Annotated in this window: 27 protein-coding genes and 2 pseudogenes; 14 read left to right on the top strand and 15 right to left on the bottom strand. The window is 66.2% G+C overall.

Translation table 11 applies throughout. The features are described 5' to 3' along the window. Nucleotides 1–3 precede the first annotated feature (3 nt). Both ACZYZF_RS04545 and ACZYZF_RS04540 read right to left on the bottom strand, forming a co-directional pair. Nucleotides 4–1,110, bottom strand: coding sequence for an NDMA-dependent alcohol dehydrogenase (locus ACZYZF_RS04545; protein WP_463834666.1), 1,107 nt, complete (start codon nt 1,108–1,110; stop codon nt 4–6). Between the two features lie 135 nt (nt 1,111–1,245). Next, nucleotides 1,246–1,896: a TetR/AcrR family transcriptional regulator gene (locus ACZYZF_RS04540; RefSeq protein WP_463834665.1), complete on the bottom strand. Its 651-nt coding sequence runs from the start codon at nt 1,894–1,896 to the stop codon at nt 1,246–1,248. Between the two features lie 133 nt (nt 1,897–2,029). On the opposite strand from ACZYZF_RS04540, the gene ACZYZF_RS04535 reads away from it, so the two are divergent. From ACZYZF_RS04535 to ACZYZF_RS04510, 6 genes and pseudogenes are all read left to right on the top strand, one after another. Then, nucleotides 2,030–3,343 (top strand): flavin monoamine oxidase family protein, encoded by a 1,314-nt coding sequence (locus ACZYZF_RS04535; RefSeq protein ID WP_463834664.1) that lies wholly within the window; start codon nt 2,030–2,032, stop codon nt 3,341–3,343. A gap of 19 nt (nt 3,344–3,362) precedes the next feature. Continuing rightward, a pseudogene (locus ACZYZF_RS04530) lies at nt 3,363–3,488 on the top strand (magnesium transporter); the annotation flags it as partial. A 118-nt stretch (nt 3,489–3,606) separates the two neighbouring features. After that, a complete protein-coding gene (locus ACZYZF_RS04525) occupies nt 3,607–5,130 on the top strand; it encodes a Re/Si-specific NAD(P)(+) transhydrogenase subunit alpha (protein ID WP_463834663.1) in 1,524 nt (507 codons plus the stop codon). A 36-nt stretch (nt 5,131–5,166) separates the two neighbouring features. Further along, nucleotides 5,167–6,606, top strand: a complete 1,440-nt coding sequence (gene pntB, locus ACZYZF_RS04520) for a Re/Si-specific NAD(P)(+) transhydrogenase subunit beta (RefSeq protein WP_463834661.1) — start codon at nt 5,167–5,169, stop codon at nt 6,604–6,606. Nucleotides 6,607–6,730: 124 nt separating this feature from the next. Continuing rightward, nucleotides 6,731–7,114 carry a RidA family protein gene (locus tag ACZYZF_RS04515; RefSeq protein ID WP_463743332.1) on the top strand — a complete coding sequence of 128 codons (384 nt, stop codon included), beginning with the start codon at nt 6,731–6,733 and terminating at the stop codon, nt 7,112–7,114. Between the two features lie 252 nt (nt 7,115–7,366). Next, nucleotides 7,367–8,503, top strand: a complete 1,137-nt coding sequence (locus ACZYZF_RS04510) for an acyl-CoA dehydrogenase family protein (RefSeq protein WP_463743333.1) — start codon at nt 7,367–7,369, stop codon at nt 8,501–8,503. Here ACZYZF_RS04510 and ACZYZF_RS04505 read toward each other — a convergent pair. Beyond that, nucleotides 8,481–9,392, bottom strand: a complete 912-nt coding sequence (locus ACZYZF_RS04505) for an alpha/beta fold hydrolase (protein WP_463743334.1) — start codon at nt 9,390–9,392, stop codon at nt 8,481–8,483. The two genes, ACZYZF_RS04510 and ACZYZF_RS04505, sit on opposite strands and share 23 nt — an antisense overlap. A gap of 92 nt (nt 9,393–9,484) precedes the next feature. Between ACZYZF_RS04505 and ACZYZF_RS04500 the strand changes: the two genes are divergently transcribed. Further along, a complete protein-coding gene (locus ACZYZF_RS04500; protein WP_463834660.1) occupies nt 9,485–11,113 on the top strand; it encodes an LCP family protein in 1,629 nt (542 codons plus the stop codon). A 6-nt stretch (nt 11,114–11,119) separates the two neighbouring features. Here ACZYZF_RS04500 and ACZYZF_RS04495 read toward each other — a convergent pair whose 3' ends face one another. Together ACZYZF_RS04495 and ACZYZF_RS04490 are read right to left on the bottom strand one after the other, a co-directional pair. Next, nucleotides 11,120–12,286 (bottom strand): sensor histidine kinase, encoded by a 1,167-nt coding sequence (locus ACZYZF_RS04495; RefSeq protein WP_463743336.1) that lies wholly within the window; start codon nt 12,284–12,286, stop codon nt 11,120–11,122. Nucleotide 12,287: 1 nt separating this feature from the next. After that, nucleotides 12,288–12,938 carry a response regulator gene (locus tag ACZYZF_RS04490; RefSeq protein WP_463835134.1) on the bottom strand — a complete coding sequence of 217 codons (651 nt, stop codon included), beginning with the start codon at nt 12,936–12,938 and terminating at the stop codon, nt 12,288–12,290. A 42-nt stretch (nt 12,939–12,980) separates the two neighbouring features. Here ACZYZF_RS04490 and ACZYZF_RS04485 point away from each other — a divergent pair, with 42 nt between their 5' ends. After that, nucleotides 12,981–13,862 carry a LysR family transcriptional regulator gene (locus ACZYZF_RS04485; RefSeq protein WP_463834658.1) on the top strand — a complete coding sequence of 294 codons (882 nt, stop codon included), beginning with the start codon at nt 12,981–12,983 and terminating at the stop codon, nt 13,860–13,862. Between the two features lie 46 nt (nt 13,863–13,908). Further along, nucleotides 13,909–15,150, top strand: coding sequence for an MFS transporter (locus tag ACZYZF_RS04480; RefSeq protein WP_463834657.1), 1,242 nt, complete (start codon nt 13,909–13,911; stop codon nt 15,148–15,150). Here the strand turns inward: ACZYZF_RS04480 and ACZYZF_RS04475 are convergent. Then, a pseudogene (locus ACZYZF_RS04475) lies at nt 15,102–15,581 on the bottom strand (nuclear transport factor 2 family protein); the annotation flags it as partial. The gene ACZYZF_RS04480 and the pseudogene ACZYZF_RS04475 sit on opposite strands and share 49 nt — an antisense overlap. A gap of 55 nt (nt 15,582–15,636) precedes the next feature. Between ACZYZF_RS04475 and ACZYZF_RS04470 the strand changes: the two are divergent. Further along, entirely contained in the window at nt 15,637–16,857 is a 1,221-nt protein-coding gene (locus ACZYZF_RS04470; RefSeq protein ID WP_463835133.1) for an acyl-CoA dehydrogenase family protein, read from the top strand. Then, nucleotides 16,854–17,660: a tyrosine-protein phosphatase gene (locus tag ACZYZF_RS04465; RefSeq protein ID WP_463834656.1), complete on the top strand. Its 807-nt coding sequence runs from the start codon at nt 16,854–16,856 to the stop codon at nt 17,658–17,660. Before ACZYZF_RS04470 ends, ACZYZF_RS04465 begins: the two co-directional genes overlap by 4 nt. A 76-nt stretch (nt 17,661–17,736) precedes the next feature. On the opposite strand, the gene ACZYZF_RS04460 is transcribed toward ACZYZF_RS04465, so the two are convergent. The 6 genes from ACZYZF_RS04460 to ACZYZF_RS04435 are packed head-to-tail and all read right to left on the bottom strand — an operon-like array spanning nt 17,737 to nt 22,022. Beyond that, nucleotides 17,737–18,264 (bottom strand): YceI family protein, encoded by a 528-nt coding sequence (locus ACZYZF_RS04460; RefSeq protein WP_463834655.1) that lies wholly within the window; start codon nt 18,262–18,264, stop codon nt 17,737–17,739. Beyond that, on the bottom strand, nt 18,261–18,764 hold the full coding sequence (locus tag ACZYZF_RS04455; RefSeq protein WP_463834654.1) for a DUF456 domain-containing protein: 504 nt from the start codon (nt 18,762–18,764) through the stop codon (nt 18,261–18,263). The genes ACZYZF_RS04460 and ACZYZF_RS04455 overlap by 4 nt, the downstream gene beginning before the upstream one ends. Further along, nucleotides 18,761–19,483 carry a class I SAM-dependent methyltransferase gene (locus ACZYZF_RS04450; RefSeq protein ID WP_463834652.1) on the bottom strand — a complete coding sequence of 241 codons (723 nt, stop codon included), beginning with the start codon at nt 19,481–19,483 and terminating at the stop codon, nt 18,761–18,763. The genes ACZYZF_RS04455 and ACZYZF_RS04450 overlap by 4 nt, the downstream gene beginning before the upstream one ends. A gap of 9 nt (nt 19,484–19,492) precedes the next feature. Continuing rightward, nucleotides 19,493–20,188 carry a haloacid dehalogenase type II gene (locus tag ACZYZF_RS04445; RefSeq protein ID WP_463834651.1) on the bottom strand — a complete coding sequence of 232 codons (696 nt, stop codon included), beginning with the start codon at nt 20,186–20,188 and terminating at the stop codon, nt 19,493–19,495. Further along, nucleotides 20,188–21,153, bottom strand: a complete 966-nt coding sequence (locus ACZYZF_RS04440; RefSeq protein ID WP_463834649.1) for an NADPH:quinone oxidoreductase family protein — start codon at nt 21,151–21,153, stop codon at nt 20,188–20,190. The genes ACZYZF_RS04445 and ACZYZF_RS04440 overlap by 1 nt, the downstream gene beginning before the upstream one ends. Before the next feature lie 5 nt (nt 21,154–21,158). Next, nucleotides 21,159–22,022 (bottom strand): SDR family oxidoreductase, encoded by an 864-nt coding sequence (locus ACZYZF_RS04435; protein ID WP_044514433.1) that lies wholly within the window; start codon nt 22,020–22,022, stop codon nt 21,159–21,161. A 226-nt stretch (nt 22,023–22,248) separates the two neighbouring features. Here ACZYZF_RS04435 and ACZYZF_RS04430 point away from each other — a divergent pair, with 226 nt between their 5' ends. Both ACZYZF_RS04430 and ACZYZF_RS04425 read left to right on the top strand, forming a co-directional pair. Further along, nucleotides 22,249–22,416: a hypothetical protein gene (locus tag ACZYZF_RS04430; RefSeq protein WP_463743346.1), complete on the top strand. Its 168-nt coding sequence runs from the start codon at nt 22,249–22,251 to the stop codon at nt 22,414–22,416. A gap of 113 nt (nt 22,417–22,529) precedes the next feature. Continuing rightward, the gene (locus ACZYZF_RS04425; protein ID WP_454787536.1) at nt 22,530–22,727 is read left to right on the top strand and encodes a hypothetical protein; all 198 of its coding nucleotides are present in this window, start codon (nt 22,530–22,532) and stop codon (nt 22,725–22,727) included. 67 nt (nt 22,728–22,794) lie between these two features. On the opposite strand, the gene ACZYZF_RS04420 is transcribed toward ACZYZF_RS04425, so the two are convergent. The 3 genes from ACZYZF_RS04420 to ACZYZF_RS04410 form a co-directional block, all read right to left on the bottom strand. After that, entirely contained in the window at nt 22,795–23,727 is a 933-nt protein-coding gene (locus ACZYZF_RS04420; RefSeq protein ID WP_463834647.1) for a class I SAM-dependent methyltransferase, read from the bottom strand. Beyond that, on the bottom strand, nt 23,724–24,686 hold the full coding sequence (locus ACZYZF_RS04415) for an SAM-dependent methyltransferase (RefSeq protein WP_463834645.1): 963 nt from the start codon (nt 24,684–24,686) through the stop codon (nt 23,724–23,726). Before ACZYZF_RS04415 ends, ACZYZF_RS04420 begins: the two co-directional genes overlap by 4 nt. Nucleotides 24,687–24,757: 71 nt before the next feature. After that, nucleotides 24,758–25,393, bottom strand: a complete 636-nt coding sequence (locus ACZYZF_RS04410; protein WP_463743349.1) for a TetR/AcrR family transcriptional regulator — start codon at nt 25,391–25,393, stop codon at nt 24,758–24,760. Nucleotides 25,394–25,516: 123 nt separating this feature from the next. On the opposite strand from ACZYZF_RS04410, the gene ACZYZF_RS04405 reads away from it, so the two are divergent. Beyond that, nucleotides 25,517–26,092 (top strand): TetR/AcrR family transcriptional regulator, encoded by a 576-nt coding sequence (locus ACZYZF_RS04405; RefSeq protein WP_463834643.1) that lies wholly within the window; start codon nt 25,517–25,519, stop codon nt 26,090–26,092. Nucleotides 26,093–26,096: the final 4 nt, after the last annotated feature.

Here is a 26,096-nt window from a genome sequence, read left to right as displayed (position 1 = left end):
CTCTCAATGAACGATGATTCCGCGGATGTTCTTGCCGTCGCGCAGATCCTGGTAGCCCTGATTGACATCCTCGAGGCGGTATCTGGTGGTGATGAGCTCGTCGAGCTTGAGCTGGCCGGCGTCGTAGAGCCGCAGCAGTCGCACGATGTCGTACTGGGGATTGGCGGAACCGAACAGTGTGCCCTTGATGGTCTTCTCGCTGAGGGTCAGGTCCAGGCCGGATACGTGGACGGTCAACTTGTCGGGGGCGGCCATACCGGTGACGACCAGAGTGCCGCCCTTGCCGATGACGGCGAACGCAGCCGAGATCACTTCTTCGTCAACCGTGCCGACGGTGACGATGGCCTGGTCCGCACCCTGACCCCACGAAAGTTCATTGATTTTCCCTGCGGCCTCGGCCGCGTCACTGAACACATGCGTGGCACCGAATTTCAGCGCAGTCTCGCGTTTGAACTCGATGGGATCGACCGCGATGACGTACTTGGCACCTGCGTGGGCAGCGCCCTGTACGGCATTGATGCCGATGCCGCCGATGCCGTACACGACGGCGATGTCGCCAGGACGCACCCCGCCGGCATAGTTGGCACTGCCCCACCCGGTAGGCACCCCGCAGCCGACCAGGACCGCGGTTTCCAGTGGTAGCCATTCGTCGACCTTGACCACCGAGTTCTGCGATATGGTGGCCCGCTCGGAGAAGGTCCCCAGCATGCACATCGCGCCGAATTCCTCGCCGCCGTAGTGGAATCGGAAGGAACCATCGGGCATGCAACCCTCCAGGATGGTGGCGCCCATGTCACACAGGCTCTGCCTCCCGGTCGAACAGTAGCGACAGTGGCCGCAACTCGGGATGAAGCTGCACACCACGTGATCACCCGGCTTGACCTTGGTGACGCCAGGACCGACCTCTTCGATGATGCCGGCGCCCTCGTGGCCGCCCACGATCGGAAATCGCGGAGGCAGGTCGCCGTCAGTGAGATGCAGGTCGGAGTGACACAGACCCGCAGCGGTGTACCTGATCAGGACTTCGCCGGTGCGCGGACCGTCGAGGTCCAACTCCACAATCTCGAACGGCCTGCCCGGCTCGAACAGGACCGCGGCGGTTGTCTTCATCGTGACTCCTACATCGATATCGATTCGAGATCGAGTTTTGCTGAGCGTACGCAGCACTGCGACGACTGTCAACGATCGATCAGGAGATCTGCGAAATCACAAAGGGGACAACGTGAGTAAAGCGAAAAAGCTTAGTTACTTGGCCTTGGCCTGCTGCGTGGACTTCGGTGCGTAACCCTGGAGATATGCGGTGAGCATCCGCCGAGTCTCGTCAAGCGTTGCATCGTCACCGGACGACGAACGCTGGAACGCAACGTCGAAGAGCCGATCTCCCGCCTCGAAGACCAGCTCAACCGCGAGCAGCGGAGTGTTGGCGCGGATGAGTTTGCGCTCGACGAGATGTTTCCGGAGTCGCTCGGCCCACGATGTATGTACACCCCTGGCGATGTCGGTGAGGGTCGAGTTACGGCCGACGAACCACAACTGGACGAAGCTCGGATTGTCCCGGAAATAGCTAGCGATGCGTGCGATCACCGCGTCGATGGCGCCGGGCAGGGTTTTCGCCTTCGGGTCGTCCAATCCTGCGGCGAACTGCCCGTCGAGTGCGGCGGCATGACGGTTCACCAGTTCGGTGTCGACCTGCCCACGATCGGCGAAGTAGTGGTAGAGGGATGCGGTCGGAATGCCCGTGCGCTCACCGATGGCCTTGAGAGTGGCAGCCGCGTAGCCCTGCTCGGCGAGCAGGGTCTCGGCCGCATCGAGGATCGCCTGCACACGCTCAACACCTCGGCGCTGCACCACCGGTGCACGGCCGGCTTCACGCCGCGTTGGCTTGGTGTCGAACACGATTCCACATCGTACAGCCTGCAATTGCCCTCACGTCCGGTCGCGAACCGTTGACGGCCTCGCTCCGTGCGGGTTAAAGTCGATCTCGATTCGAGTTTGATTTTGCTGCTGCTACCGACACAAGGGGGGACCCATGTCCACCGACAACTACGACGTCGTCATCATCGGCGCAGGATTCGCCGGAGTCATTGCGGCAAGAGACCTGAGCGTGCAGGGCTACTCAGTGCTACTCGTCGAGGCCCGCGACCGGATCGGTGGGCGCACCTGGACGGCGGACGGACTCGGCCGTCAACTGGAGTACGGCGGCACCTATGTGCACTGGACCCAGCCGAACATGTGGCAGGAACTCCAGCGTCACGACATTCCACTACAGATCCCCACCGTGCCCACGACGATGTACTGGATCGCGCAGGGCACCACGCATTCCGCGTCACCCGAGGAGTACGGAGCGGCCCTCGAGCCCCTCATGAGCCGGTTTTTTGCCGACGCACGTGCGGTGTTCCCGCAGCCGTTCGACATCAGCCTTGTCGATACCAGCGCGGTCGAGAAGGAAACCATCGCCGACCGGTTCGCCGCGCTCGACCTGCCCCCGTACGAACACGATCTGCTCGACGGCGCGATGGCCGGGCTCGTCACCGCCTACAAGGATCACGGTGTCGCCCAGTTCCTCTCGTGCGTCGCCACCTACTTCGGCAGTTGGGCGGCGTTCTTCGAGACCGCGGGCACGTGGCCGATCGAGGGCGGCACAAAGCGACTGCTCGATGCCATCATGGCTGAGTCGAAAGCCGCGGTACGGCTGTCCACCCCGATCGCCTCGGTCGAGGACGACGGCTCGGCCGTCACCGCGACGACAAGAGACGGTGAGCAGATCCGCGCTCGCAGCGTCGTCGTCGCGGTACCCCTGAACACGTTGGGCGACATCACCTTCACGCCGGACGTCCCAGCGGCGTCGCGCGCCATGATCGACGAGAAGAACCCGATCATGGGCTCCAAGATTTGGGTGCGAGCCAAGGGCGTACTAGAGCCCTTCCAAGCCGTGGCACCCGTCGGACAGAACCCCATCAATGCCGCACGCGTGGAGTACCACGCCGAGGGGGACACCTTCATCATGTGCCTGTGTTCCAACAGCGCAGACATCGAGGCCAGCGACCCAGCCGCGGTGCAGCGCGCGCTGCGGTACTTCATTCCCGATATCGAGGTGTCGGAGACCGCCTGCCACGACTGGTCCACCGACGAGTTCGCCAAGGGCGGCTTCATGGTGCACCGGCCTGGCCACTTCACCAACGGCGCCGTGCAGCTGCGTGAGGCGCACGGGCGGATCCACTTCGCAGGAAGCGATATCGCCGGGGTCGAGGCCGGTGCGATCGAAGGTGCCATGGACACCGGCGCGCACGCCGCGCGCACGATCGCTGCCAACTTGCGGCTGGGTCACGTGCACACGCCGTGACTATCGGTGCCCCGGGGCTTTCTACGGCCAGAACGTCGTGTATCCCGGGGCCCACACCGTCGCGGGCTTCATCGCCAGCAGCATTTTGATTGTTGCTCTGGTCATCCTGTTGTATGTGATGTTCAAACGCCGGTACTGGCCGTAACCCGAGCTGGGCCTTTGATCACATCCCCCAAAAGGGGCATGGGCGATACCTGAACACAAATGCGACACTCTTCCAGGCTGAACGAAGAGGCCTACCAGAAAGAAACGGAGCAGAGTCGATGCTCATCGGGATCCCACGCGAGTCCCTACCAGGGGAAACGCGCGTCGCCGCCACGCCGCAAACAGTCGGGCAGATCATCAAGCTCGGGTACGCGGTAGTCGTAGAAAGCGGCGCTGGTGCTGCCTCGAGCTTCTCCGACGCCGCCTATGTAGAGGCCGGTGCCGAGATCGGCACGCCGTGGGACGCCGACGTCGTACTGAAGGTCAACGCGCCTGATGATGCCGAGATCGGCAAGCTGCGCGACGGAGCGACGCTAGTGAGCTTGATCTCACCCGGGCTCAAGCCCGAACTGGTCGAGAAGCTCTCCACCCGCCCGATCACCGTGCTGGCCATGGACGCGGTGCCGCGTATCTCGCGGGCCCAGTCGCTGGACGTCCTGTCGTCGATGGCCAACATCGCGGGCTACCGCGCAGTGGTCGAGGCAGCCCACGCATTCGGCCGGTTCTTCACCGGTCAGGTGACCGCTGCAGGCAAGGTGCCGCCGGCCAAGGTGCTCGTGGTGGGTGCCGGCGTGGCCGGTCTGGCCGCCATCGGCGCAGCCGGCAGCCTCGGCGCGATCGTGCGGGCCACCGATCCCCGGCCCGAGGTCGCCGATCAGGTCGCCTCCCTCGGCGGCGAGTACCTGTCGGTGGATCCGGCGGCGGCCGAGGTGTCGGCCACCGGCTACGCCAAGGAGATGGGCGACGACTACAAGGCCCGCGAAGCGGCGTTGTACGCCGAGCAGTGCAAGGACGTCGACATCATCGTCACGACCGCACTGATCCCCGGAAAGCCCGCGCCCCGCATCATCACCGCCGAGATGGTGGCCTCGATGAAGTCGGGCAGCGTGATCGTCGACATGGCCGCGGCCAACGGCGGCAATGTCGAGGGCACCGTCAAGGACCAGGCGATCGTCACCGACAACGGCGTGACGATCATCGGCTACACCGACCTGGCCGGCCGCCTGCCTACCCAGGCCTCCCAGCTGTACGGCACCAACCTGGTGAACCTGCTCAAGCTGTTGACCCCGGAGAAGGACGGCAAGGTCGTCCTCGATTGGGACGACGTGGTGCAGCGCTCGATGACTGTGGTGCGCGACGGGGAGACCACCTGGCCCCCGCCACCAGTGCAGGTCTCCGCGGCGCCCACCGCGCAGCCCGCCGCCACCCCGGTCGCCAAGCCGGAGAAGCAACCCATGTCGACCGGGCGCCGGCTCGGGGTCACCTTCGGCGCAGCCGCCGCGATCTTCGCCCTGATCGCGATCTCGCCGGCAGCGCTGCAGGTCCACCTGACCGTGTTCGCGCTGGCGATCGTGATCGGCTACTACGTGATCGGCAATGTGCACCACGCGCTGCACACTCCGCTGATGTCGGTGACCAACGCGATCTCCGGAATCATCGTGGTGGGCGCCCTGCTGCAGGTCGGCACCCACGACGTCGCCATCACTGTGCTGGCGACCTTGGCGATCCTGCTGGCCAGCATCAACGTATTCGGCGGCTTCGCGGTGACGCGTCGCATGCTCGCGATGTTCTCCCGCAGCTAGATCCGGCGTGCCCACACAGACTTTGGAATGGATTCCATGTTCACCTTAGAAAACGTTGCCACGGCCGCCTACGTCATCGCGGCCCTGCTCTTCATCCTGGCTCTGGCCGGACTGTCCAAACACGAAACCTCCCGCGCCGGAAACACATTCGGCATCGTCGGCATGGCGGTAGCCCTCGTCGCGACCATCGCGCTGGCCTTCGACCGCAAGATCGAACCGCTGGGCCTGGCCCTGCTGATCGGCGCAATGATCGTCGGCGCCGCGATCGGCCTGTGGCGCGCCAAGGTCGTCGAGATGACCGGCATGCCCGAACTGATCGCGCTGCTGCACAGCTTCGTCGGTCTGGCCGCCGTACTGGTCGGCTGGAACGGCTACCTGCACATCGAGGGTGATCCGCACGGGCACGCGGCCGCAGAGCTGGCCACGCAGGGCATGCTCGGCATCCACTCGGCCGAGGTGTTCATCGGGGTCTTCATCGGTGCCGTCACCTTCACCGGTTCGATCGTGGCCAACCTGAAACTGTCCGCACGAATGAAGTCCGCACCGCTGATGCTGCCCGGCAAGAACTTCCTCAACGTCGGCGCGCTGGTCGTGTTCGCTGCGCTGACGGTCTGGTTCGTCATCGAGCCGCACCTGTGGCTGCTCATCGTGGTCACCGTGCTCGCGTTGCTGCTGGGCTGGCACCTGGTGGCCTCCATCGGCGGCGGCGACATGCCCGTCGTGGTGTCGATGCTCAACAGCTACTCGGGCTGGGCCGCGGCGGCGTCGGGCTTCCTGCTCGGCAACGACCTGCTGATCATCACCGGCGCCCTCGTCGGCTCCTCCGGTGCGTACCTGTCCTACATCATGTGCAAGGCCATGAACCGGTCCTTCATCTCCGTGATCGCCGGTGGTTTCGGCATCGAGGCCGGCCCGGCCGAGGACAAGGACTACGGCGAACACCGCGAGATCAACGCCGAAGGTGCGGCCGAACTGCTCAGCCACGCCGACTCGGTGATCATCACCCCCGGCTACGGCATGGCCGTCGCCCAGGCCCAGTACGGTGTGGCCGACCTGACCCGCAAGCTGCGTGAGCGCGGCGTCAACGTCCGCTTCGGCATCCATCCCGTCGCGGGTCGCCTGCCCGGCCACATGAACGTGCTGCTGGCCGAGGCCAAGGTGCCCTACGACATCGTGCTCGAAATGGACGAGATCAACGACGATTTCGAAGGCACCTCCGTTGTACTCGTGATCGGCGCCAACGACACCGTCAACCCGGCCGCCGCCGAGGATCCGAGCAGCCCGATCGCCGGCATGCCGGTGCTCACGGTTTGGAACGCCGACCACGTCATCGTGTTCAAGCGCTCCATGGCCTCGGGCTACGCCGGTGTGCAGAATCCGCTGTTCTTCCGCGAGAACACACAGATGCTCTTCGGTGACGCCCGCGACCGGGTCAACGACATCCTCGCGGCACTGCCCGCCGCGGAGCGCGTCTAGGTTCCTCTGCCGGATTTCTCCGGCGAGCAGACACAAACCTGCCCCTTTTCGCCGTGAAAAGGGGCAGGTTTGTGTCTGTTCACGGTCAGAACACGACGTGCGTGCACTCAACGAGGAGCAATGTATGAAAATAGTTGTCCCGCAGTGGATGCAACCGATGTACGACGCCCACCACTTCGCGCCGGCGGTGATCGACGGCGATCACCTGCGCTGCTCGGGCATGATCGGGATGCGCCCCGATATGTCCGTGCCGGCCGAACCCCGGGCTCAGTTCACGCTCGCCTTCGAGAATCTGCGCGGGCTGTTGGCAGAAGCCAGGCTGACGTTCGCCGACGTCGTCGACATCACCAGCTATCACGTTGGCCTGCAGCAACATGTGCAGACTTTCGGTGAGGTCAAGGACGAGTTCGTGGCCGCGCCGTATCCGGCCTGGACCGCCGTCGGCGTCACCGAGCTTGCCATGCCGGGGGCACTGGTCGAGATCCAGATCATCGCGCGGATCCCCTGATCCGACCGCGAGCCGGACCCCACCACATACCTGTTTCGGGACACTGCGGCGAACGTGCAGGCAAACGTCGCCAATTGCGGCGGATTTACGGGGAAAAGCTGCACGTTCGTCACAGTGCGTGTCGACACAACTACATGGTCGTCCGATCGGCGCCAACGGCGGGATTTCCGCCGCCCTCCGGGTCGTATTCGGCGTTCTGACCCCAGCCACCTTCTCCGACGAGCAGACGCAGAGAAACTAGGATGTGCAACTATGCCGGTTGACCGCCTCCTGCCCTCTGACGACGCTCGTGACCTCATCACGCTGACCCGCGATGTCGCCGACAAGGTTCTGGACCCGATCGTCGACGAGTACGAGCGCGACGAGAAGTACCCCGAGGGCGTCATGGCCCAGCTCGGCGCGGCCGGGCTGCTGAGTCTGCCTCAGCCCGAGGAGTGGGGCGGCGGTGGTCAGCCGTACGAGGTCTACCTGCAGGTACTCGAGGAGATCGCGGCGCGGTGGGCCGCGATCGGCGTCGCGGTCAGCGTGCACAGCCTGTCCTCGCACCCGCTGCTGTCCTACGGCAGCGAGGAGCAGAAGAAGCGCTGGCTGCCCGGCATGCTCTCCGGTGAGCAGATCGGTGCCTACAGCCTGTCCGAACCCCAGGCCGGCTCCGATGCCGCCGCACTGAACTGCAAGGCAACGCGCGACGGCGACAACTATGTCCTCAACGGCTCGAAGGCGTGGATCACCCATGGCGGGAAGGCCGATTTCTACACGCTGTTCGCTCGTACCGGTGAAGGGTCGAAGGGCATTTCCTGCTTCCTGGTCCCTGCCGATCTCGACGGCCTGAGCTTCGGGAAACCCGAGGAGAAGATGGGTCTGCACGCGGTGCCCACCACCTCGGCGTTCTACGACAATGCCCGCCTCGACGCCGGTCGGCTGGTCGGGGAAGAAGGGCAAGGCCTGTCGATCGCATTCTCCGCGTTGGACTCCGGCCGCCTCGGCATCGCCGCCGTCGCGGTCGGCATCGCCCAGGCCGCCCTGGACGAGGCCGTCCGGTACGCCAACGAACGAACCACGTTCGGCCGCAAGATCGTCGACCATCAGGGGCTCGGTTTCCTGCTCGCCGACATGGCCGCCGCGGTGGTCAGCGCCCGCGCCACCTATCTGGACGCCGCGCGCCGTCGCGACCTCGGCCTGCCCTACTCGACCCAGGCCAGCGTCGCGAAACTGATCGCCACCGACGCCGCCATGAAGGTCACCACCGATGCCGTGCAGGTGTTCGGCGGGGTCGGCTACACCCGCGACTTCCGCGTCGAGCGGTACATGCGGGAAGCCAAGATCACCCAGATCTTCGAAGGCACCAATCAGATTCAGCGCCTGGTCATCTCGCGGGGGCTGTCTTGACGAACGGCGCCACAGCGGCCAGGAACTGATCGGGCTGCTCGACCATCGGACTGTGCCCGGAACCTTTGATCACCACGGGCGTCAGCCCGACCGCGGTGTAACGCTCCACATTCGGCGCCGTCGGGGTCAGCACGTCCTCGTCGCCCCACAACACCAGCACCGGCTTGTGCAGGGCGGCAAGCGTTTCCGCAGTCGGGCGCAGACCTTCGGTGGAGTCGCACAACCCGGTGTAGGTCAGGCGCTCCAACGAGCGGTGCGCATAGCCGGGCACCGGATAGTCCGCGGCGAACCCGGTCTGCAGCGAACTCTCGCTGATCGCGTCGACACCGCGGACAAGATCCATCGCCGGCCCGATCACCGGCCAGCAGACCATTTGTCCGAGCAGCGGCATGCTGACCAGATCGTCGGCGCCCGGGGTATCCGAGACCACGACCCGCTCTACCAGGTCGGGATACTGCCGGGCCAGTTCCGCCGAGACGGCACCGCCCATCGAATGCCCGATCAGTACCGCATGCCGCACCCCGAGTGCCACGAGCGCGTTGCGCACCGCGGTGGCCTGCGCATCCGAGCGGTACGCGGCGCCGTCGGCGGGTGCCTCCGAGCCGCCGTGACCGACCAGGTCGATCGCAATCACCCGCTGATCGCGGGCCAGCTGCGGGGCCACCTGCTCCCACCACTCGATCGAGGCCGAGTACCCGTGCAGCAACACCACTGCACGGTCCCCCGGCGGCCCGTACTCGCGCACGTCGAGGTCGGGGCCCTCCAGCTCCAGCACGTGCCCACCTGCGAAGGGCTCAGCCTGGCGGTGCTCCTTGGTCGCCACCAGTTCGTTCAGCAGCAACGCCACCACCGCCAACACCAGCACGCCCACCGCGATGCGCAATTTCACCTTGCGCACGCTAATGCCGAGACGTCGGTGTTGACCAGCAATTTTCCCCGGTGGTGGGAGTCTCAGCGAACAGCCTCATAATGACAGGTGCGATGAACACACCTGCCCACGCCGCCAGCGTCCCCCGGCACCGTATGCCGCGTCGGGGCGTGCGGGCGGCCCGACGCGCCGCCGCGGGCCTGGTTGCGGCGTCGGTAGTGGCCGGTACCGGCGCGGGCTGGGTGACTTACCACGGTGCCCTGGACGGCATCACCACCTCCAACGCACTCGACGGTGGTCCCGTCTCGGCGGGCGACACCGAGAACATCCTGATCATGGGGCTGGACAGCCGGCTCGATCAGCACGGCAACCCGCTGCCCGAGGATGTCTACCAGGCCCTGCACGCCGGCGACGAGACTGTCGGCGGCTACAACGCCAACGTGCTGATCGTGGTGCACCTGCCCGGCGACGGCGGCCCGGCCACCGCATTCTCCATTCCCCGCGACGACTATGTGGACTTGGCCGGTTGCGACGTCTCCCCGTGTAAAGGCAAGGTCAAGCAGGCCTACGGCTTCGCCTATCAGCGCGAGATGGAATCCCTGGAGTCCGACAGCGGTGATACCGCCGGACATGAACAGCAGGCACGGGAGGCGGGCCGCAAGGCAGAGATCGCCACGGTGCGTAATCTGCTCGGCATTCCGATCGACCATTTCGTCGAGGTCACCCTCGGTGCGTTCTTCGAAATCGCCAAGGCGGTGGCACCGATCACCGTCTGCCTCAACGCCGATACCTCAGATCCCTACTCTGGGGCCGACTTTCACCAGGGTGTCCAGGAGATCAACGCGGCCCAGGCGATGGCCTTCGTGCGTCAGCGTCGTGATGTCAACGACGAGAACTTCACCGACCTCGACCGCACCCGCCGTCAACAGGCGTTCATCGCCGCGCTGGTATCGGCACTGGGCAAGAGCGGAACGCTGAACAGCTCGGCCGGATTGCGCAGCCTGCTGGGCGTGGTCAAGCAGAACGTCGCGCTCGACGCGGGATTCGACCTGCCCAGTTTTGCCCGCCGTGCCTCCGCGCTGACCGACAAACCGCCGACGCTCTACACCCTGCCGATCAAGGAATTCAGCCAGAACGCCTACGGCGAGGACATCAACCTCGTGGATGTGCCGACGATCCGCAAGATCGTGCATGACCTCGTCTCCAAAGATGACGCCACGACGTCGTCGGCACCGACCGGCAAGGCTCAGACGCTCAATGGGCATGGTGCGGTGCTCGACGTGGTCAACGCGTCCACCTACAGCGGACTGGCCGCCCAGCTCGAAACCACCTTCGGCGCGCATGGATTCACCGAGGGCCAGATCGGCGACGGCGAATCGCTGGCTGCCACCACCACGATCGACTACGGGACCGGTGCCGAGGCCGCTGCTCAGTCGCTGGCCGATGAGCTGGGCGTGATGGCGAACCAGTCCTCCGAGGTGGTGCCCGGAACGGTCCAGTTGACGGTGGGAACCGATTTCCCCGGTGACGATTACCTGTCCGGATCGAGCGATACGACATCGCCGACGGGGTCGGAGTCAGAATCTGGGTCGGGCTCCTGGGACTCGAGCAGCGAGACGACAGAGGAAACCACGCCCAGCACCCCGGTGACGACGGTGGCCGCCACGGCGACCGGCACCTATACCCCCGCGCCCACCGACCTGAGCCAGATGAAGGTCTCCGGTATTCCCTGCGTGAAATAGCCTCGACTACAAGGTGACCCGGACCTGGGTGCCGAACCCGGCCTCCGAGCTGATCGCCATCGAGCCGCCCATGGCGTCGATACGAACCTGCAGTGAGGCCAGCCCGATGTGCCCCTCGGCGACGGACTGGGCCAACTTCGACGGGTCGAACCCCTTACCGTTGTCGGCCACGGTCAGCACGACGCGCTCCCCCGACCGGTAGAGGCCGACGGAAATCGTGGTCGCCCCGGCATGTTTGTTGATGTTGGCCAGCAGCTCGCGGGCCGCCCGGTACAGCAGTGCCTGCCCAACGGGGCGCCCGACGTCCTCCAGATCCGCTCGCACGGCGATATCTGGTCGAGTCTCGTACTGGCGCAACAGTTCCCGCACCGCCGGGGTGAGCCCCAGCTGAGCCAGCACCTGCGGATGCAGCGCGGTGACCGTGGAGCGCAGTCCGGCCGCGGTCTCCTGCAGCGCGGCCTGCACCCGGTCCAGGCCGGGATCCGGGGTGCGTTCGCGGATCTCGTCGAGGTCCAGGCGCGCGGCCAGCAGGGTCTGCAGCGGCCCGTCGTGAAGATGTTCGGCGAGTTCGGCATTGCGCAGGTCGTCGGCCCGGGTGGATTCCGACACCAGCTGGCGGCGCACCTCCATCAGCGTCCGCACCCGGGCCGAGCGGCGGGCCAACACAAACGACAGGGCAGCCGACGCTACCGCCAGCCAGACCAGAAAGCCCACATGCATGTAGACGATGTTGGGTAGACCCACGTTGTCGTCGCGCTCGGAATACAGGATCCACACCGCCAGGTACCCCAGTGCGGTGCTGCCACCCAGCAGCGCGGTCAGCCACGGACGATCTTGGAACGCAACAGAGATGGGCAACAGGAAGAACACCGGCAGCAGCGCCGCGGTGGCCCCGCCCGACACCGCGCACAGGGCGACCAGCACCAGTACGTCGACTGCGGTGGAGGCCCACTCGGCCCAGGGCGGCATGGGCCCGCGGAACACCACCACCAGCCACAGCACCGCGACGGCGGCGTACACGCTCAGGATCACCGCGTACAGGACAGGCAACCAGTGGTCGACCTCCCACACCGACACCAGCACCACGATCAGGCCGATCAGCGGAAGCCGCAGCAGCGCCGAGACCCGAACCGGTTGGGTGGTGAAGAATTCGACGACGCGCCCGCCTGCCATGTCAGTCCAGCAGCCGGCGGCGCATCGCCTCTGCGACGGCCGCGCCCCGATCGCTCACGCCCAGCTTCTCGTAGAGGCGTTGCACGTGGGTCTTCACAGTCGACGGCGCCAGGAACAACTCCTTGGCCATCGCCGGGATGGAAAAGCCCTTGGAGATCATGCTGAGCACCTCGCGTTCGCGCGGGCTGAGCACGGGTACATCTGGTTCGTTGCGACGACGGATCTCGCCGGCCAGCCCGGCCGCCAGGTTCGGGTCGAGCACGTCGCGGCCCTTGGCGCAGGACAGCACGGCGTTCACCAGCTCGCTGCGGGTGGACTCCTTGGACAGGAACCCGGCCGCGCCCTGCTGCAGTGCGGTGTAGACGATCGCCGACTCGTCGTGTGCGGAGACCAGCAGCACCCGGGTGGGCAACTCGTCACGGACGACCGCCGCGGCCACCTGGGCCCCGTCGAGCTGTGGCATCCGGTAATCGAGCAGGGCGACCTGCGGCCGGTGGGTCCTGATCAATTCCAGTGCGTCGGCGCCGTTGTCGGCCTCGGCCACCACGTCGATCTCGCCGCTTGAGGTCAAGGCGCGCACCACGCCTTCGCGGAACATCGGATGGTCATCGCCCACCACCACCCGCACCTTTTCGGCCATGCGGCTCAGCATGGCACAGCGCGGGTCGGTGATCAGCGCGTTTAGAGTCGGCGTATGCATACCGACGAGCTGCAGTGGTTCGTGGTGCTCGCCGAAACCGAGCACGTCACCGACGCCGCAGCCGAACTCGGCATCAGCCAGCCCACGCTGTCGCGCGCACTGGCCCGGCTCGAGGAACAGGTGGGGGTTCCGCTGTTCGATCGGGTGAACCGGCGGCTTCGGCTCAACGCCTACGGACACATCCTGTTGGAGCACGCCCGCCGCAGTATCAGCGAAATCCGTTCGGCCACTGAAAGAATCGCCGAGCTACGGGATCCCGATACCGGGACGGTGCGGCTGGCCTTCCTGCATTCGCAGGCCGGTTGGTACGTGCCGGATCTGTTGCGCCGGTTCCGGACCGAGGCTCCGCTGGTGCGCTTCGAGCTGTTCCAGGGCGCGGCCCACGAAATCGTCGAACGCCTCGCGGGCGGTGAGGCCGACCTGGCGATCACCTCGCCGCGGCCGGACGGATACCGCTGGCGCGGGCTGTACATGGAACGGTTGTGCCTGGCCGTGCCGCGCGGGCACCGGTTCGCTCGCCGGTCCAGGATCCGGCTGTCCGACGCCGGGTCCGAACCCTTCGTCGCTCTGGCACCCGACTTCGGGTTGCGTCAGCTCACCGACGAACTGTGCGCCGAGGCCGGCATCTCGCCGCCGGTGGTGTTCGAGGCCATGGAGATCCCGACCATGGAAGGGCTGGTGGCAGCGGGTTTCGGGGTCGCGGTCGTTCCGGTGCCCCGCGCCGAACGCGCCGAGCCGGGCGCCGCGTATGTGCCGCTGTCGGAGAGCTCGGCGAAACGTCAGATCGGGCTGACCTGGAACGCCGACCGCCCGCTGCCTCCCGCCGCGGCGCGCTTGACCGAGTTCATCATGCAAAATGTTCATGAGCTTGACTAAAGTCATGCATTGGACACATCTTGGCCGGCGTCCTACCGTCGACTGAGTGTCCACCTCCCTGACCTCAGTTGAATGGCAGGGGCACTCCCGTGGCTCGACCGAGTACCGGCGGCTCCTGGCTGCACTGTTCTGCGCCGGCGTCGCGACCTTCGCGCAGTTGTACTCGCCCCAGGCCGTGCTCCCACTGATCGCCCAGGACCTGGGCACCGGAGCCGCTCATGCCGCGCTGACGATCTCGGCGGCCACGGTGGGCCTGGCGCTGGGCGTCATCCCGTGGTCGGCGCTGGCCGACCGCATCGGCCGAGTGCAGGCCATGACGATATCCATCACGGCCGCAACGATTCTCGGCTTGATCGTGCCCCTGGCACCGGGCACCGCCCTTCTGCTGTCCGGCCGGCTCCTCGAAGGGCTGATGCTGGGCGGGGTGCCCGCAGTGGCAATCGCGTACCTCACCGAGGAGATCGACGCCGGGCACGCCGCCCGCGCTGCAGGCACCTACGTCGCAGGCACCACCATCGGCGGGCTGGCCGGGCGCCTCGTGACCGGACCGATCGCCGAGTTCGCCGGATGGCGCGTCGGCGTGCTCGTGGTCGCGGTGTTGTGCGGTCTGTCGGCATTCGCGTTCGTCAAGCTCGCCCCACCGGCTCGGGGCTTCACCCCGTCCCGCAGCCGTGACCTGGCCCGTCGGCTGGCCGAGAACCTGCGCTCCCCACGTCAGCTCGTGCTCTACAGCCAGGGTTTCCTGCTGATGGGCGGCTTCGTGGCGATGTACAACTTCCTCGGATTCCGGTTGATGGCCGCACCGTTCAATCTGCCGCAGACCGTCGTCAGCCTGGTGTTCCTGGCGTATCTGGCCGGCACCTGGGCCTCGGCTCGGGCCGGCGCCGAGGCAACCCGGTTCGGCCGCAAGACCGTGCTGCTCGGATCCATCGCCACGATGATCGGCGGCGTCGCGATCACCCTGGCCGGCAATGTCGTCGCCGTGCTGATCGGGCTCCTGATCGCCACCGCCGGGTTCTTCGGCGCGCATGCCATCGCCTCAGGATGGGTTGGTGCTGCCGCCGGCGACGGCAAGGCCCAGGCGTCCTCGCTGTACAACCTCTTCTACTACGCGGGGTCCAGTGTCATCGGCTGGGTCGGCGGGCTGGCGTTCGACGCCGCGGGTTGGCCGGCGGTGGCGGGCACCGTGATGGGCCTGGCCGCGCTCGCCGGGGTGCTGGCTCTGATGCTCAACTGCCGGAGCTCGATGTCCCGGCCGTACTCCTCCTCCGGGCGCGGACCGAAGTAGCGCCGCTGCGACTCCTCGATCGCGACATCGTTGATGCTGGCCTCGCGGCGGGCCATCAAACCCTCGGGTGTGAACTGCCACAACTCATTTCCGTAACTGCGGTACCACTGGCCCGGTGCGTCGTGCCACTCGTACTGGAACCGCACCGCCATCCGGTTCTCCCGAAAACCCCACAGGCTCTTGCGCAGCACATAGTCCAATTCGCGTTCCCATTTCGCGGTCAGAAACTCCACGATCTGCTCGCGTCCGACGATGTGTAGGTCGCGGTTCCGCCACTGCGAATCGGCTGTATACGCCCGGCTGACCTTCTCCGGGTCACGCGTGTTCCATGCATCCTCGGCGGCTTGGACCTTCTGCACGGCTGTTTCGAGAGTGAAGGGCGGGAACGGCGGGCGGCTTTCGGGCGGGACGGGCGGGAAGCTTCCGGTCATGCCACCTTTCTACCTGTCTAACCATGTGGCTATCGTGGCTGGCATGGACTTCGCGCTGTCGGCCAAAGCGGCTGATTACCACTCCCGGCTCACCGACTTCATGACCGGGCATGTGCTGCCGGCCGAAGCCTCCTACCACGCCTATCGCGAAGAGAAGGGTCCCAAGGACCACACGGTTCCCCCGGTGGTCGAGGAGCTCAAGGTCAAGGCCCGCGAGCTCGGCCTGTGGAACCTGTTTTTGCCCTCGGAATCGGGCCTGACCAATCTGGAGTACGCGCCGCTGGCCGAACTGTCGGGTTGGAGCTTGGAGATCGCCCCGGAGGCTCTGAACTGTGCGGCGCCGGACACCGGGAACATGGAGACCCTGCACCTGTTCGCCACCGAGGCGCAGCGCAAGCAGTGGCTGGAGCCGCTATTGGCCGGCGAGATCCGCAGTGCGTTCGCGATGACCGAGCCGGCGGTGGCGTCCTCGGATGCCCGCAACATCGAGACCACGATGCTGCGCGACGGGTCCGACTACGTGATCAACGGCCGCAAGTGGTGGATCACCGGTGCGGCCGATCCGCGCTGCAAGATCCTGATCGTGATGGGCCGGACCAATCCCGATGCGGCGTCGCATCAGCAGCAGTCGATGATCCTGGTGCCCGTCGATACCCCCGGGGTCGACATTCAGCGTTCCCTGCCGGTGTTCGGTTGGCAGGACCAGCACGGGCACTGCGAGATCGTGTTCGACAATGTGCGGGTGCCTGCGGAGAACCTGCTGCATGAAGAGGGCAGCGGTTTCGCGATCGCCCAGGCCCGGCTGGGCCCGGGTCGCATCCATCACTGCATGCGTGCCCTCGGGGCGGCCGAGCGGGCGTTGGCATTGATGGTGGACCGGGTGCAGAAGCGCATCGCGTTCGGTAAGCCATTGGCCGAGCAGGGTGTGGTGCGTGAGTCGATTGCCAAGTCCCGCAATGAGATCGATCAGGCGCGGCTGCTGTGTGAGAAGGCTGCCTGGATGATCGACCAGGAGGGCAACAGGGCTGCCCACGTTCTGGTGTCACAGATCAAGTCGGTGGCCCCGCAGATCGCCTGCGACGTCATCGACCGGGCCATCCAGGTGCATGGCGCGGCCGGGGTCAGCGACGATGTTCCGCTGGCCCGACTGTATGCCTGGCACCGCGCGATGCGCCTGTTCGACGGACCCGACGAGGTGCACATGCGGACCATCGCGCGGGCCGAACTGGGCCGGGAGAGATCCCCGCTGGCGACGGCGGCGGTGACGGCGAAATGACCAGCAACGGAACCGACCTGGGCGAACTGGCGGGGGCATGGAACTTTCGGGACGTCGCCGAGGTCGCCGGTATCCGGCCGGGCCTGCTGTACCGCTCCAGTGAGTTGAGCCGGCTCACTGACGACGGTCGCGTGGCATTTCGCGGGCTGGGCATCACCGACGTCGCCGACCTCCGCTCGCATCAGGAGGTGGCACGGCGCGGGCCGGGCCAGGTCCCCGACGGCGTGACGGTGCACATGCTGCCGTTCCACCAGGACGACGACTCCGACCAGGACGCACCACACGAATCGACGTTTCAGCGGGTGATGGCCGAGTCACCCGACGGTGAGGACGTGTCCGCATCTGCGCGCCGCTACATGACCGAGGTCTATGAGGAGTTTCCGGGCCTACCCGGCGCACATACCGCTGTACGGCAGGTGATTTCGCTGCTCGCGGCGAACCGCCCGGTGATCGCGCACTGCTTCGCAGGCAAGGACCGGACGGGGTTCACGGTGGCGACGGTGCTCACCGCGGTCGGCGTGAAGCGCGACGCGGTCATCACCGATTTCCTGCGCAGCAACGACGCAACCTTCGCCCTGCGGGAACGCATCATGGAATCGGTACGGGCCCGCTCGGATTCGGCCGAGGCCATCACCTACGCCGAAGCCCGGTTGTCCGACGACGTGCTGGGCGTGCGTGAGGAGTACCTCGACGCGGCGTGGCGGAAGCTCGACGCGGCCTACGGGTCGGTGCAAGGTTTCCTCGAGGCGTCGGGGGTGTCTGCCGACGAACTCACCGCACTGCGGGCCAGGCTGGTCGGTTAGCGACTTTTCAGCGACAGTCGGGCACAACGCCTGTCACTTCGAAATCGGCACCTGCGACGGCTATGACCCGTCACCCTCAGGCCGGACGGGTCACCGCCAGACTCACCCCGACCTCATCAGCCACCTTCATCGCTCCCATCAGCATCGAGTACGGCTTGAGGCCGAAGTCGGTGTGGCGCACAGTTGCCGCGCCGAGCAGGGAATCGTCGGAAACCTCAACTTCGACGGTCTGCTCAGCGGAGCGGCCGGCAAGGTCGAGAACCCCCACGAGCCGGACCACAGAACCGGAGCGCTCGATCGATGTGGACCGGAAACGGGCCTGCGGAAATTTCTTTGCACGCAACGTCTTCAATGCATTGGATCGAATCAGAATCTTCTCGGCGCCCGACAACGGAGTCATACCGCCCTCGCCCCGCAGCACATCGAGAGAGTCGAGGTCAACCGTCACCTCGACTGCCGACGGGACCTCGCCATCCCAGTCCACCGTCGCTTGCCACGAGCGCATGGCGATGGTCAACCGATGTCCCATCCGGGACGCACTGCCCGTCACGCCGGTACGCAGCAGCAGTTCGCCCGCGTCGGGGCCCAGGGTCCACTGCGTCACGACACGATCACCAGACCCACCACCCAGGTGATGGTCGCGAGTAACGCTCCGGTCAGCTCGACGCCGACTGACAACGCAACGCCCCTGAGCGCGTGCACCGTTGACGTCCAGGCCCGCCGGTAGTCGCGGCGCGAGGCCAACTCGGCCAGGTACACACCGGCGACGAATCCGATCACCAACCCGATCACCGGGATGACGAAGAAGCCGATCAGGCCGAGTATCCCTCCGGCCACCAGGCTCCAGATCCCCACCTCGGCCGCCCGCATCCGCCGGACCGGCCACGCGTACTTGATCACCTCGGCCGTCACGAAGAACACGGCCGCGACGCCGAGCGTGACCCAAGCAACGGTGGCGTTCGTCCCGTCGTTGGCCTCCCAGATCGCCCACACCGCGATTGCGGCGAACACCAGGAATCCGCCGCCGGGCAGGACCGGCAGCACGATACCGAGAAGTCCGATGGCGATCACCAATGCGACAAGAACAATGCCGAGCGTGCTCACGGTTTCTGCCCGCGCACCCACTGCATGGTGCCCATGGACTTGGACCGCACCCTCTCCAGACCCAGCCCCTCGAACCGGTCGGCGAGCTCATCTTCGGAGAAGAAGCGCGCACCGCCCTTCGCCAAGAGCTTCGCCGGCCCCCGGGTGGTCGCCGTCGGCACCATGATCGCCATCCGTCCGCCGGGGCGCAGCACCCGCGCCATCTCCGCCAGTGCCGCCTCGGCGTCCGGGATCAACTGCAACACCGCGATCGACGTGATCGCATCGAAGACGTCGTCCCGGAACGGAAGCTTCTGGGCGTCGGCGCGCAGGAAGCCGACCTGGCGGCTCGCCTCGGCCTCGACCGCGCGGGCCAGCATGGGCTCGGAAATGTCCACACCGAACGCGAACCCGTCCAGCCCCGCCGACCGCGCCAGCGCGGCCGTCACATTGCCCGGACCGCTGCCGACATCGAGTGCGAGGCCGCCGGGCGGAATGTTCAGCCATTCGGTGGGCTCATGCCACGCCGTCATCAGCTTGCGGCCGATCCCCTGAGCGTTGTCGTAAAGCCGCGATCCGACCGGGGACGCCCACACCTTCTGGATGAATCCCGCGTTCTTCGGGGCGTCACTGCCGTCGCCCAAGAGGTCGAGATACCCCTTGCTGACATCCGGCTCGGCCGGCGGATCGATCAGGAGATCCAGGACCTTGCGTAGTGCCTGACTCGATGCGGTGTCCACACCTCTACGCTACGCACCAAGTTGGTCGGCAAGGTCACCAAAATCCGTCGCGACGATGTCGAAGTCGTCGGGTCCCACGGCATGCGGAGGATGATCCGGTGCGTACTCCAGCGGCCGCGCCACGTACGCCGTCCCCAACCCGGCCTCCCGGGCCGCCCGCAGGTCGGAGGGATGGGCCGCGACGAGGGTCAGCTCAGCGGGTGCGATGTCGAGCAACTCGGCGCAACCCTGGTAGGCCTCGGGGTCGGGCTTGTAATGCCGGAACAGTTCAGCGGAGATCACGCAATCCCATGGCAGCCCGGCATGTTTTGCCATGTTGGTGAGCAGTGAGACGTTGCCGTTGGACAACGTCGTGATGAGGTAGCGCTGCTTGAGCCGGGCCAGCCCCGCCACCGAGTCCGGCCACGGATCCAGCCGGTGCCAGGCCCGGTTGAGGTGATCGATCTCGGCAGCGTCTGCCTCGACACCGGCCTGCTCGAGCAGTGAGACCAGGATCGCGCGATGCAGATCGTCGATCCTGGTCCACGGCAGCTCACCGCGGCGCACCCGGTCCATCGCCGGGGCATAGCCGGCCCGCCAATTGTCGGCAAAGGCCGGCCAATCACGTTGCAGCCCGAGCTTTTCACCAAATGCCTCCAGCTCAGCGATAACGCTGGACCGCCAATCCACGACGGTGCCGAACACATCGAAGGCCAGGGCTTTCACTAAGGCTCCAGAACGAGTTTCCCGCGCACCGCACCACTGGCCAGTGCATCGAGCGCGGCCGCACCATCGGACAACGGGAACCGCACCGGTGGAGGCGGACGCAACCCGGCGGCCACCAACTTGGCCAGCTCGGCCCCGACCTGTGCTTGAGCCTCCGGCCGGCGCCGCACGAACTCGCCCCAGCCGACGCCGACCACGCTCACGTTGCGCAGCAGCAGCCGGTTGACCTTGACGGTCGGGATGCCGCTGCCCGCGGCGAATCCGATGACCAGCAGGCGACCTTCGGGAGCCAGCACGCGGATGGCGTCGTCGAAGGCCTCGCCGCCGATGGGGTCCACGACCAGATCGACGCCTTCACCGCCGGTGGCCTCCATGACTGCCTCGCGCCAGCCTTCGGCAAGCGGCAGCACCACATCGGCGCCGAGGGACGAGACGAACTCCTCGGCCCCGGACCGGTGCACCATCGCAATCACCTTGGCGCCCATGGCTTTCGCCAATTGGATCGATGCCGCGCCGATGCCTCCCGCCGAGCCGAGGACCAGGACGGTCTCCCCCGGCATCAGCCCGCCGCGACGGGCCAACGCGAACTGCATCGTGTAGTAGTTGCCCAGCAGCGATGCCGCCTGGCCGTCGTCGAGTCCGTCGGCGGTGGGGATCACGTTGGCCGGCAGGGCCGCCACCTGCTCGGCGTACCCGCCCAGCATCGTCATCGCCGACACCTGCTGGCCCGGAGTGAATCCTGAGCCCTCGGGCGCGGAGCGCACCGTTCCGGCCACCTCCATGCCGGGCGTGAACGGCGGTTCCAGCCGCAGCTGGTACTCACCGCGCAACAACAGCAGATCGGGGAAACAGACGCCGGCGGCGCCGACGTCGATGATCACCGCGTCCGAAGAGACGGGATCCGGCACGTCGACGTACGCCAGCCCGGCCGTACCGGTAAGAGCCTGCGCTACAAGCGCTTTCACTCTTTCTAACCCAGCTTGAAGCTGGCCTGCTGAGCGGCGGACAGATCGGTGATCTCGCCCCACTTGGCGGCGATGTCATCGACCGACGGCACCTCGGTGAAGGTGATGCCATCGTTCTGGAACAGCGCGGTGCGCTGCACCTTGCCGCCACCGACGATGAACACCGAGTCGGTGTCGGGCAGTTCCTCGGTCATCAGGTAAGCCACCACCGGGGCGACGTACTCGGGGGTGAGCTTCTCGAAGACCTCGGGCGGCAGGATGTCCTGCGTCATGCGGGTGGCGGCGATCGGGGCGACCGCGTTGGTCTTGATGTTGTACTTGGCGCCTTCCTGGGCCAGCGTGTTGATCAGGCCGACGAGGCCGAGCTTGGCGGCGCCGTAGTTGGCCTGACCGAAGTTGCCGAACAGGCCGCTGGTGGAAGTGGCGACGACGACGCGGCCGAAGCTCTGCTCGCGGAAGTGCGGCCATGCGGCGCGGATGACGTTGTAGCCGCCGTAGAGGTGAACCTTCAGCACGGCGTCCCACTGCTCGAACGTCATCTTGTGGAAGGTGCCGTCACGCAGGATGCCCGCGTTGCTCACCACGCCGTCGACCTTGCCGAACTCGTCGATCGCCGTCTTGATGATGTTCTCGGCGCCCGCCTGCTCGGCGACGCTGTCGTAGTTGGCGACGGCACGGCCACCGGCGGCCTTGATCTCGGCCACCACCTCATCGGCCATGTTGTGGCCGGCGCCGGAACCGTCGCGGGCGCCGCCGAGGTCGTTGACGACGACGCTGGCGCCCTCACGGGCCAGCGTCAGGGCGTACTCACGGCCCAGACCTCCACCGGCACCGGTGACGACGACGACGCGATCCTGCACTCCTGGCATGGGGATTCCTCCTCGATAACGGGCCGCAAAACGGCTCAGCTCCCCTCCTGTATACGGCGGGCGGATAACTACGGGCCAACCGGGTCGGCTACCGCTCATTCGGGCCCGGCTGACGTGTTTCTGCCAGCGAGCGGTCAATTGCCGCCAACGACGGCGATCCGGAAATCAACCGCTCGCGCCTTTAGTTGAACCAATCAAGAAAAGAGTTCGAGAAGAGGTAGTGAGAATGAAGAAGTTCGGATTCACCGCAATCGTCGCCAGCGGTCTGGCCGCCGCAGTTCTGGGCCTGGCCGGCCCGGCTTCCGCCGATGTGTCCCACCACGATTGGCTGAATCAGATCGGTCCGCACGTGACCGTGCCGCACGTCGACACCACTGTGCACCAGAGCCACTGAGGCTTCGCGGGTCCGGTGACCACCGTCACCCGGCCCGCGCGGTTTAACAGGAATAAACGCGCAGGTCAGCCGGTTGATTTATGCGGAAGTGTTCCCAAAAAGGATAGAAGTAAATGAAAAAGTTCGGAATTCCCGCAGTGCTTGTCAGCGGACTGGCCACGGCCCTTCTGGGGCTGGCCGCACCCGCCTCCGCCGGGGTCGACCACCACCTCTGGGTGCATCAGATGCATCAGAGGGCGACCGCTCCCCAGGTCGACACCACCGTCAAGCACACGAACGTGACTCGCACCAAGGCCACGTCGAACCGCTGATCGGCAACGAAAACGAAAGGGGCGCCCCACAATCGGGGCGCCCCTTTCGTTGTGTCAGAGGTCGGGCTCAGATCTTCTCGGCCGTGACGAACGTGGAGAACGCCCGGGTGTCGTCGTGTTCGATCTCGACGTAGCGGCCCAGCCGGCGCATCTCGTCGAGTGAGTGCACCCCCTCGGCCTGCCAACCGTGGGCACCCAGCCACTCGGCGACATCCGCACGGTCGGGATCCTCGTAGATCAGGTCCTGGATGTTGAGCGCCTGCTCCATGTTGAACTGCGCGGCGAAGCGTTCGAAACGTTCACGCATCTCCTCGCGGCGCTCGCTCGCCGAGATGCCGGCGGTCTCAGCGGCGATCTTGCTTCCCGGCGCGGACAACTCGGTGACGAGCTCGAACAGTCGATCCTGCGCATCGGCAGGCAGGTACATCAGCAGGCCCTCGGCCAGCCAAGCGGTCGGCTGCGCATCGTCAAATCCCGCTTCCCGCAATGCCTCAGGCCAATCCTGACGCAGGTCGATCGCCACCTCGCGACGCTGCGCAGACGGCTGCGCACCGTGGGCGGCCAGCGTTTCGGCCTTGTACTCCAGCACCTTGGGCTGATCGATCTCGAACACCGTCGTGCCGTCCGGCCACTCGAGCCGGTAAGCCCGGGAATCCAGGCCCGAGGCCAGGATGACGATCTGGCGGATGCCGGCCTTGGCGGCGTCGGCGAAGTACTGGTCGAAAAAGTGGGTACGCACCGCCTGGTAGCTGCCCATGTGCTCGAAGATCTTGGCGGCCTCGTCGTCCACTTCGGCGATCTTGGCGGCGACATCCTGATCCAGCAGCGTCTCCCAGAAACCGGTTCCGGCACCGGCGACCAGAACGGCCGCGTACGGGTCACGGATCAACGGGTTCTCTCGCCCGGTCTCCCCGGCCCGGGCGGCGGCGACCATCACGGCCGTCGACCCCACGCTGGTGGCGATGTCCCAGGTGTCGTCGTGGCTGCGAAGTGAGCTCATCGGGATTCTCCGTCCAATCGGGCGCGCAACAGCACGCTGTCCAAGCCGAGTTCAGCCAGTTCGTCGACGTCGGCCGCGCGACCCAACCGGGCCATCTCGTCGGCGCCGGCCACCGCCTCGACCTCCCAGCCGTGTGCGGCGAGCCATTCGGCAGCGTCGGTCCGCTCGTCACCGGTGTACATCAGCGCATCCACATCGATGTCCAACCCCAGCGAGCTACGCATGTGCTCGCCGCGGGCCCGTCGCGCAGCGCGCTTCTCTGCGGTGTAGCGCGCGGGATCGATGACGAACCCCTCGACCGCGACGCGACTGCCGGGTGCGCTGAGTGCGCCGACAAGCTCGAACAGCCGATCCTGGGCCTCGGCAGGCAGATACGGCAGGAGCCCCTCGGCCAGCCACGCTGTGGGCTGCTCAGTGTCGAAGCCCGCCTCGATCAGGGCGGCCGGCCAGTCGTCGCGGAGGTCGATCGGCACCGGGACATGCTCGGCGCGGGCGACGGCCTCGTGCGCCCGCAACGTCTCGGTCTTGTAGTGCAGCACCTTGGGCTGGTCGATCTCGTACACCGTGGTGCCGGCCGGCCAGTCCAGCCGGAACGCGCGCGAGTCCAGGCCCGCGGCCAGGATCACGACCTGGCGGATGCCGTCGTGGGTGACCTCGGTGAAGTAATCGTCGAAGTAGTGGGTGCGCACGGCCTGGTAGTTGCGGGCCATCTCGTGGATGCGATGAGCCTCCGGGTCGTCACCGATCCAGTGCGGTTCGCTACCGGCCAATTGCGCCCACGCCGGACCGGCGGCTGCCACGAGCAGGAAGGCGAACTCGTCGCGAATCAGCGGCTCGGCTTGCGCCGTCTCGGCGGCACGGGAGGCGGCAACCCCCAGCGCGGTCGCCCCGACGCTCTCGGTGATGTCCCAACTGTCGCCTTCGGCCCGACCCGGCCGTACCTCGCTCAGATCAGTCATTTGACAATCAATGCTACCGAAGAACTTAGCCAGTCTATGCGGTATGTGGGGCACCTCACGGCGCCGGCGCGTCAATCGCGCAGTTGCCAGAGCTTGTTCGCCATCAGCAGTTCGAACTTGTCGACGATCACGGCCACCTCGTCACGCTGCCCCACGTAACCGGCGTAAAAGCCCATCCCCCACATCACGGCCACCAGCATCTCCACGATGGCCGGAATGTCGGTGTCGGTGGTGAGCTCACCACCGGTGACGGCCTCATCGACTGCCCACTTGACGAATTCGCGCGAGCTACGCAACGCGTCGTGCTCCTCGGAGACGAGCTCGGGATGGCGCTGCGCTTCCAACACCGAGGTCACCAGGAACGCCGCCGCCGATCGGTCGGTGGACTCGGCATCCATCGCCGCGGCGAAAAACGCCGAAATCCGGTTCAGCAGGCTGGTGGCTTCGCGCGCCTTGGCAATGCCGGTGGCGATCACCTTCGCATTGGTCTGCTCGACCACGTCGCGGTACAGGACACGTTTGCTGCTGAAGTAGTGGTTGATTGCCGGACGGGTGAGATCCGCACGAATCGCGATTGCCTGAAATGTAGCTGCGTCGTAGCCAAGTTCGCTAAAAACTTCGCGGGCAGCACGCACGATGCGCTCACGGGTCTCCGCTGCCTTTGCTGCGGGAGGGCGTCCCGGTCCTCGGCTCGCTGTGTGGGCCACGATCAAATTGTGCCACACGTCACCTGAGAGCCAGGACGCCGTCATGTTTGAGTGCGTTATATGCGGCTGACCAGCAAAGCCCCGCTGCGCTCAAAAATCGATGACGAACTAGCGTGGTCCTTCATGGCGGGGGTTGTTTCACGGGAGTCGTACTTCGAAATCGGTCTGGACGTCTTGTCCGATCGCGGATACGGCGGCCTCAAACTGGCCGAGGTGTGCAACCGGCTGGGCGTGACAACCGGATCGTTCTATCACTACTTCCCCAGCTGGGCTTCCTACACGAAGGAATTGATCGCGCACTGGCAGGAAGCCCGCACCTTGCGAGTGGTCGAGATGGTGCGTGCCGACGAGGATCCGCACCACCGCATCGAGACCCTGATCGGCGAGACACTGGACCTGCCCTACGGCGCCGAGGCGGCGATCCGGGTGTGGAGCTCGCTGGATCCAGACGTCTACGCCGTCCAGGCCGAGGTCGATCAACTGCGCTTCGACATCCTCTTCGAATCCGCACTCGAGCTCATCGGCGACGAGCGCAACGCCCGGTACTTCGCGGCCTGGGGCGTCTATCTGATCGTCGGATTCGAGCAGAGCACCCTGCCGCGCGACTTCGAGGCCCTGCAGTGGATAACCACGCAGATGCGCGACGCGCTGGAATCGGGCCGCTTCACTCCGGCCACCGGATCTGATCAACCGGTCTAACATC

This window comes from Mycobacterium sp. IDUB_24 (assembly GCF_055419385.1).
Note: the sequence above shows the minus strand (reverse complement) of the source record. Positions and strands in the feature narration are given on the sequence as shown.

Coding starts and splice junctions, on each gene's coding strand:
- ACZYZF_RS04500 (WP_463834660.1), top strand. CDS start 9,485: ATGAACACACCTGCCCACGCCGCCAGCGTCCCCCGGCACCGTATGCCG.
- ACZYZF_RS04525 (WP_463834663.1), top strand. CDS start 3,607: ATGCTCATCGGGATCCCACGCGAGTCCCTACCAGGGGAAACGCGCGTC.
- ACZYZF_RS04425 (WP_454787536.1), top strand. CDS start 22,530: ATGAAAAAGTTCGGAATTCCCGCAGTGCTTGTCAGCGGACTGGCCACG.
- ACZYZF_RS04515 (WP_463743332.1), top strand. CDS start 6,731: ATGAAAATAGTTGTCCCGCAGTGGATGCAACCGATGTACGACGCCCAC.
- ACZYZF_RS04405 (WP_463834643.1), top strand. CDS start 25,517: ATGGCGGGGGTTGTTTCACGGGAGTCGTACTTCGAAATCGGTCTGGAC.
- ACZYZF_RS04430 (WP_463743346.1), top strand. CDS start 22,249: ATGAAGAAGTTCGGATTCACCGCAATCGTCGCCAGCGGTCTGGCCGCC.
- pntB (WP_463834661.1), top strand. CDS start 5,167: ATGTTCACCTTAGAAAACGTTGCCACGGCCGCCTACGTCATCGCGGCC.
- ACZYZF_RS04510 (WP_463743333.1), top strand. CDS start 7,367: ATGCCGGTTGACCGCCTCCTGCCCTCTGACGACGCTCGTGACCTCATC.
- ACZYZF_RS04495 (WP_463743336.1), bottom strand. CDS start 12,286: ATGGCAGGCGGGCGCGTCGTCGAATTCTTCACCACCCAACCGGTTCGG.
- ACZYZF_RS04435 (WP_044514433.1), bottom strand. CDS start 22,022: ATGCCAGGAGTGCAGGATCGCGTCGTCGTCGTCACCGGTGCCGGTGGA.
- ACZYZF_RS04420 (WP_463834647.1), bottom strand. CDS start 23,727: ATGAGCTCACTTCGCAGCCACGACGACACCTGGGACATCGCCACCAGC.
- ACZYZF_RS04535 (WP_463834664.1), top strand. CDS start 2,030: ATGTCCACCGACAACTACGACGTCGTCATCATCGGCGCAGGATTCGCC.
- ACZYZF_RS04415 (WP_463834645.1), bottom strand. CDS start 24,686: ATGACTGATCTGAGCGAGGTACGGCCGGGTCGGGCCGAAGGCGACAGT.
- ACZYZF_RS04545 (WP_463834666.1), bottom strand. CDS start 1,110: ATGAAGACAACCGCCGCGGTCCTGTTCGAGCCGGGCAGGCCGTTCGAG.
- ACZYZF_RS04485 (WP_463834658.1), top strand. CDS start 12,981: ATGCATACCGACGAGCTGCAGTGGTTCGTGGTGCTCGCCGAAACCGAG.
- ACZYZF_RS04465 (WP_463834656.1), top strand. CDS start 16,854: ATGACCAGCAACGGAACCGACCTGGGCGAACTGGCGGGGGCATGGAAC.
- ACZYZF_RS04490 (WP_463835134.1), bottom strand. CDS start 12,938: ATGCTGAGCCGCATGGCCGAAAAGGTGCGGGTGGTGGTGGGCGATGAC.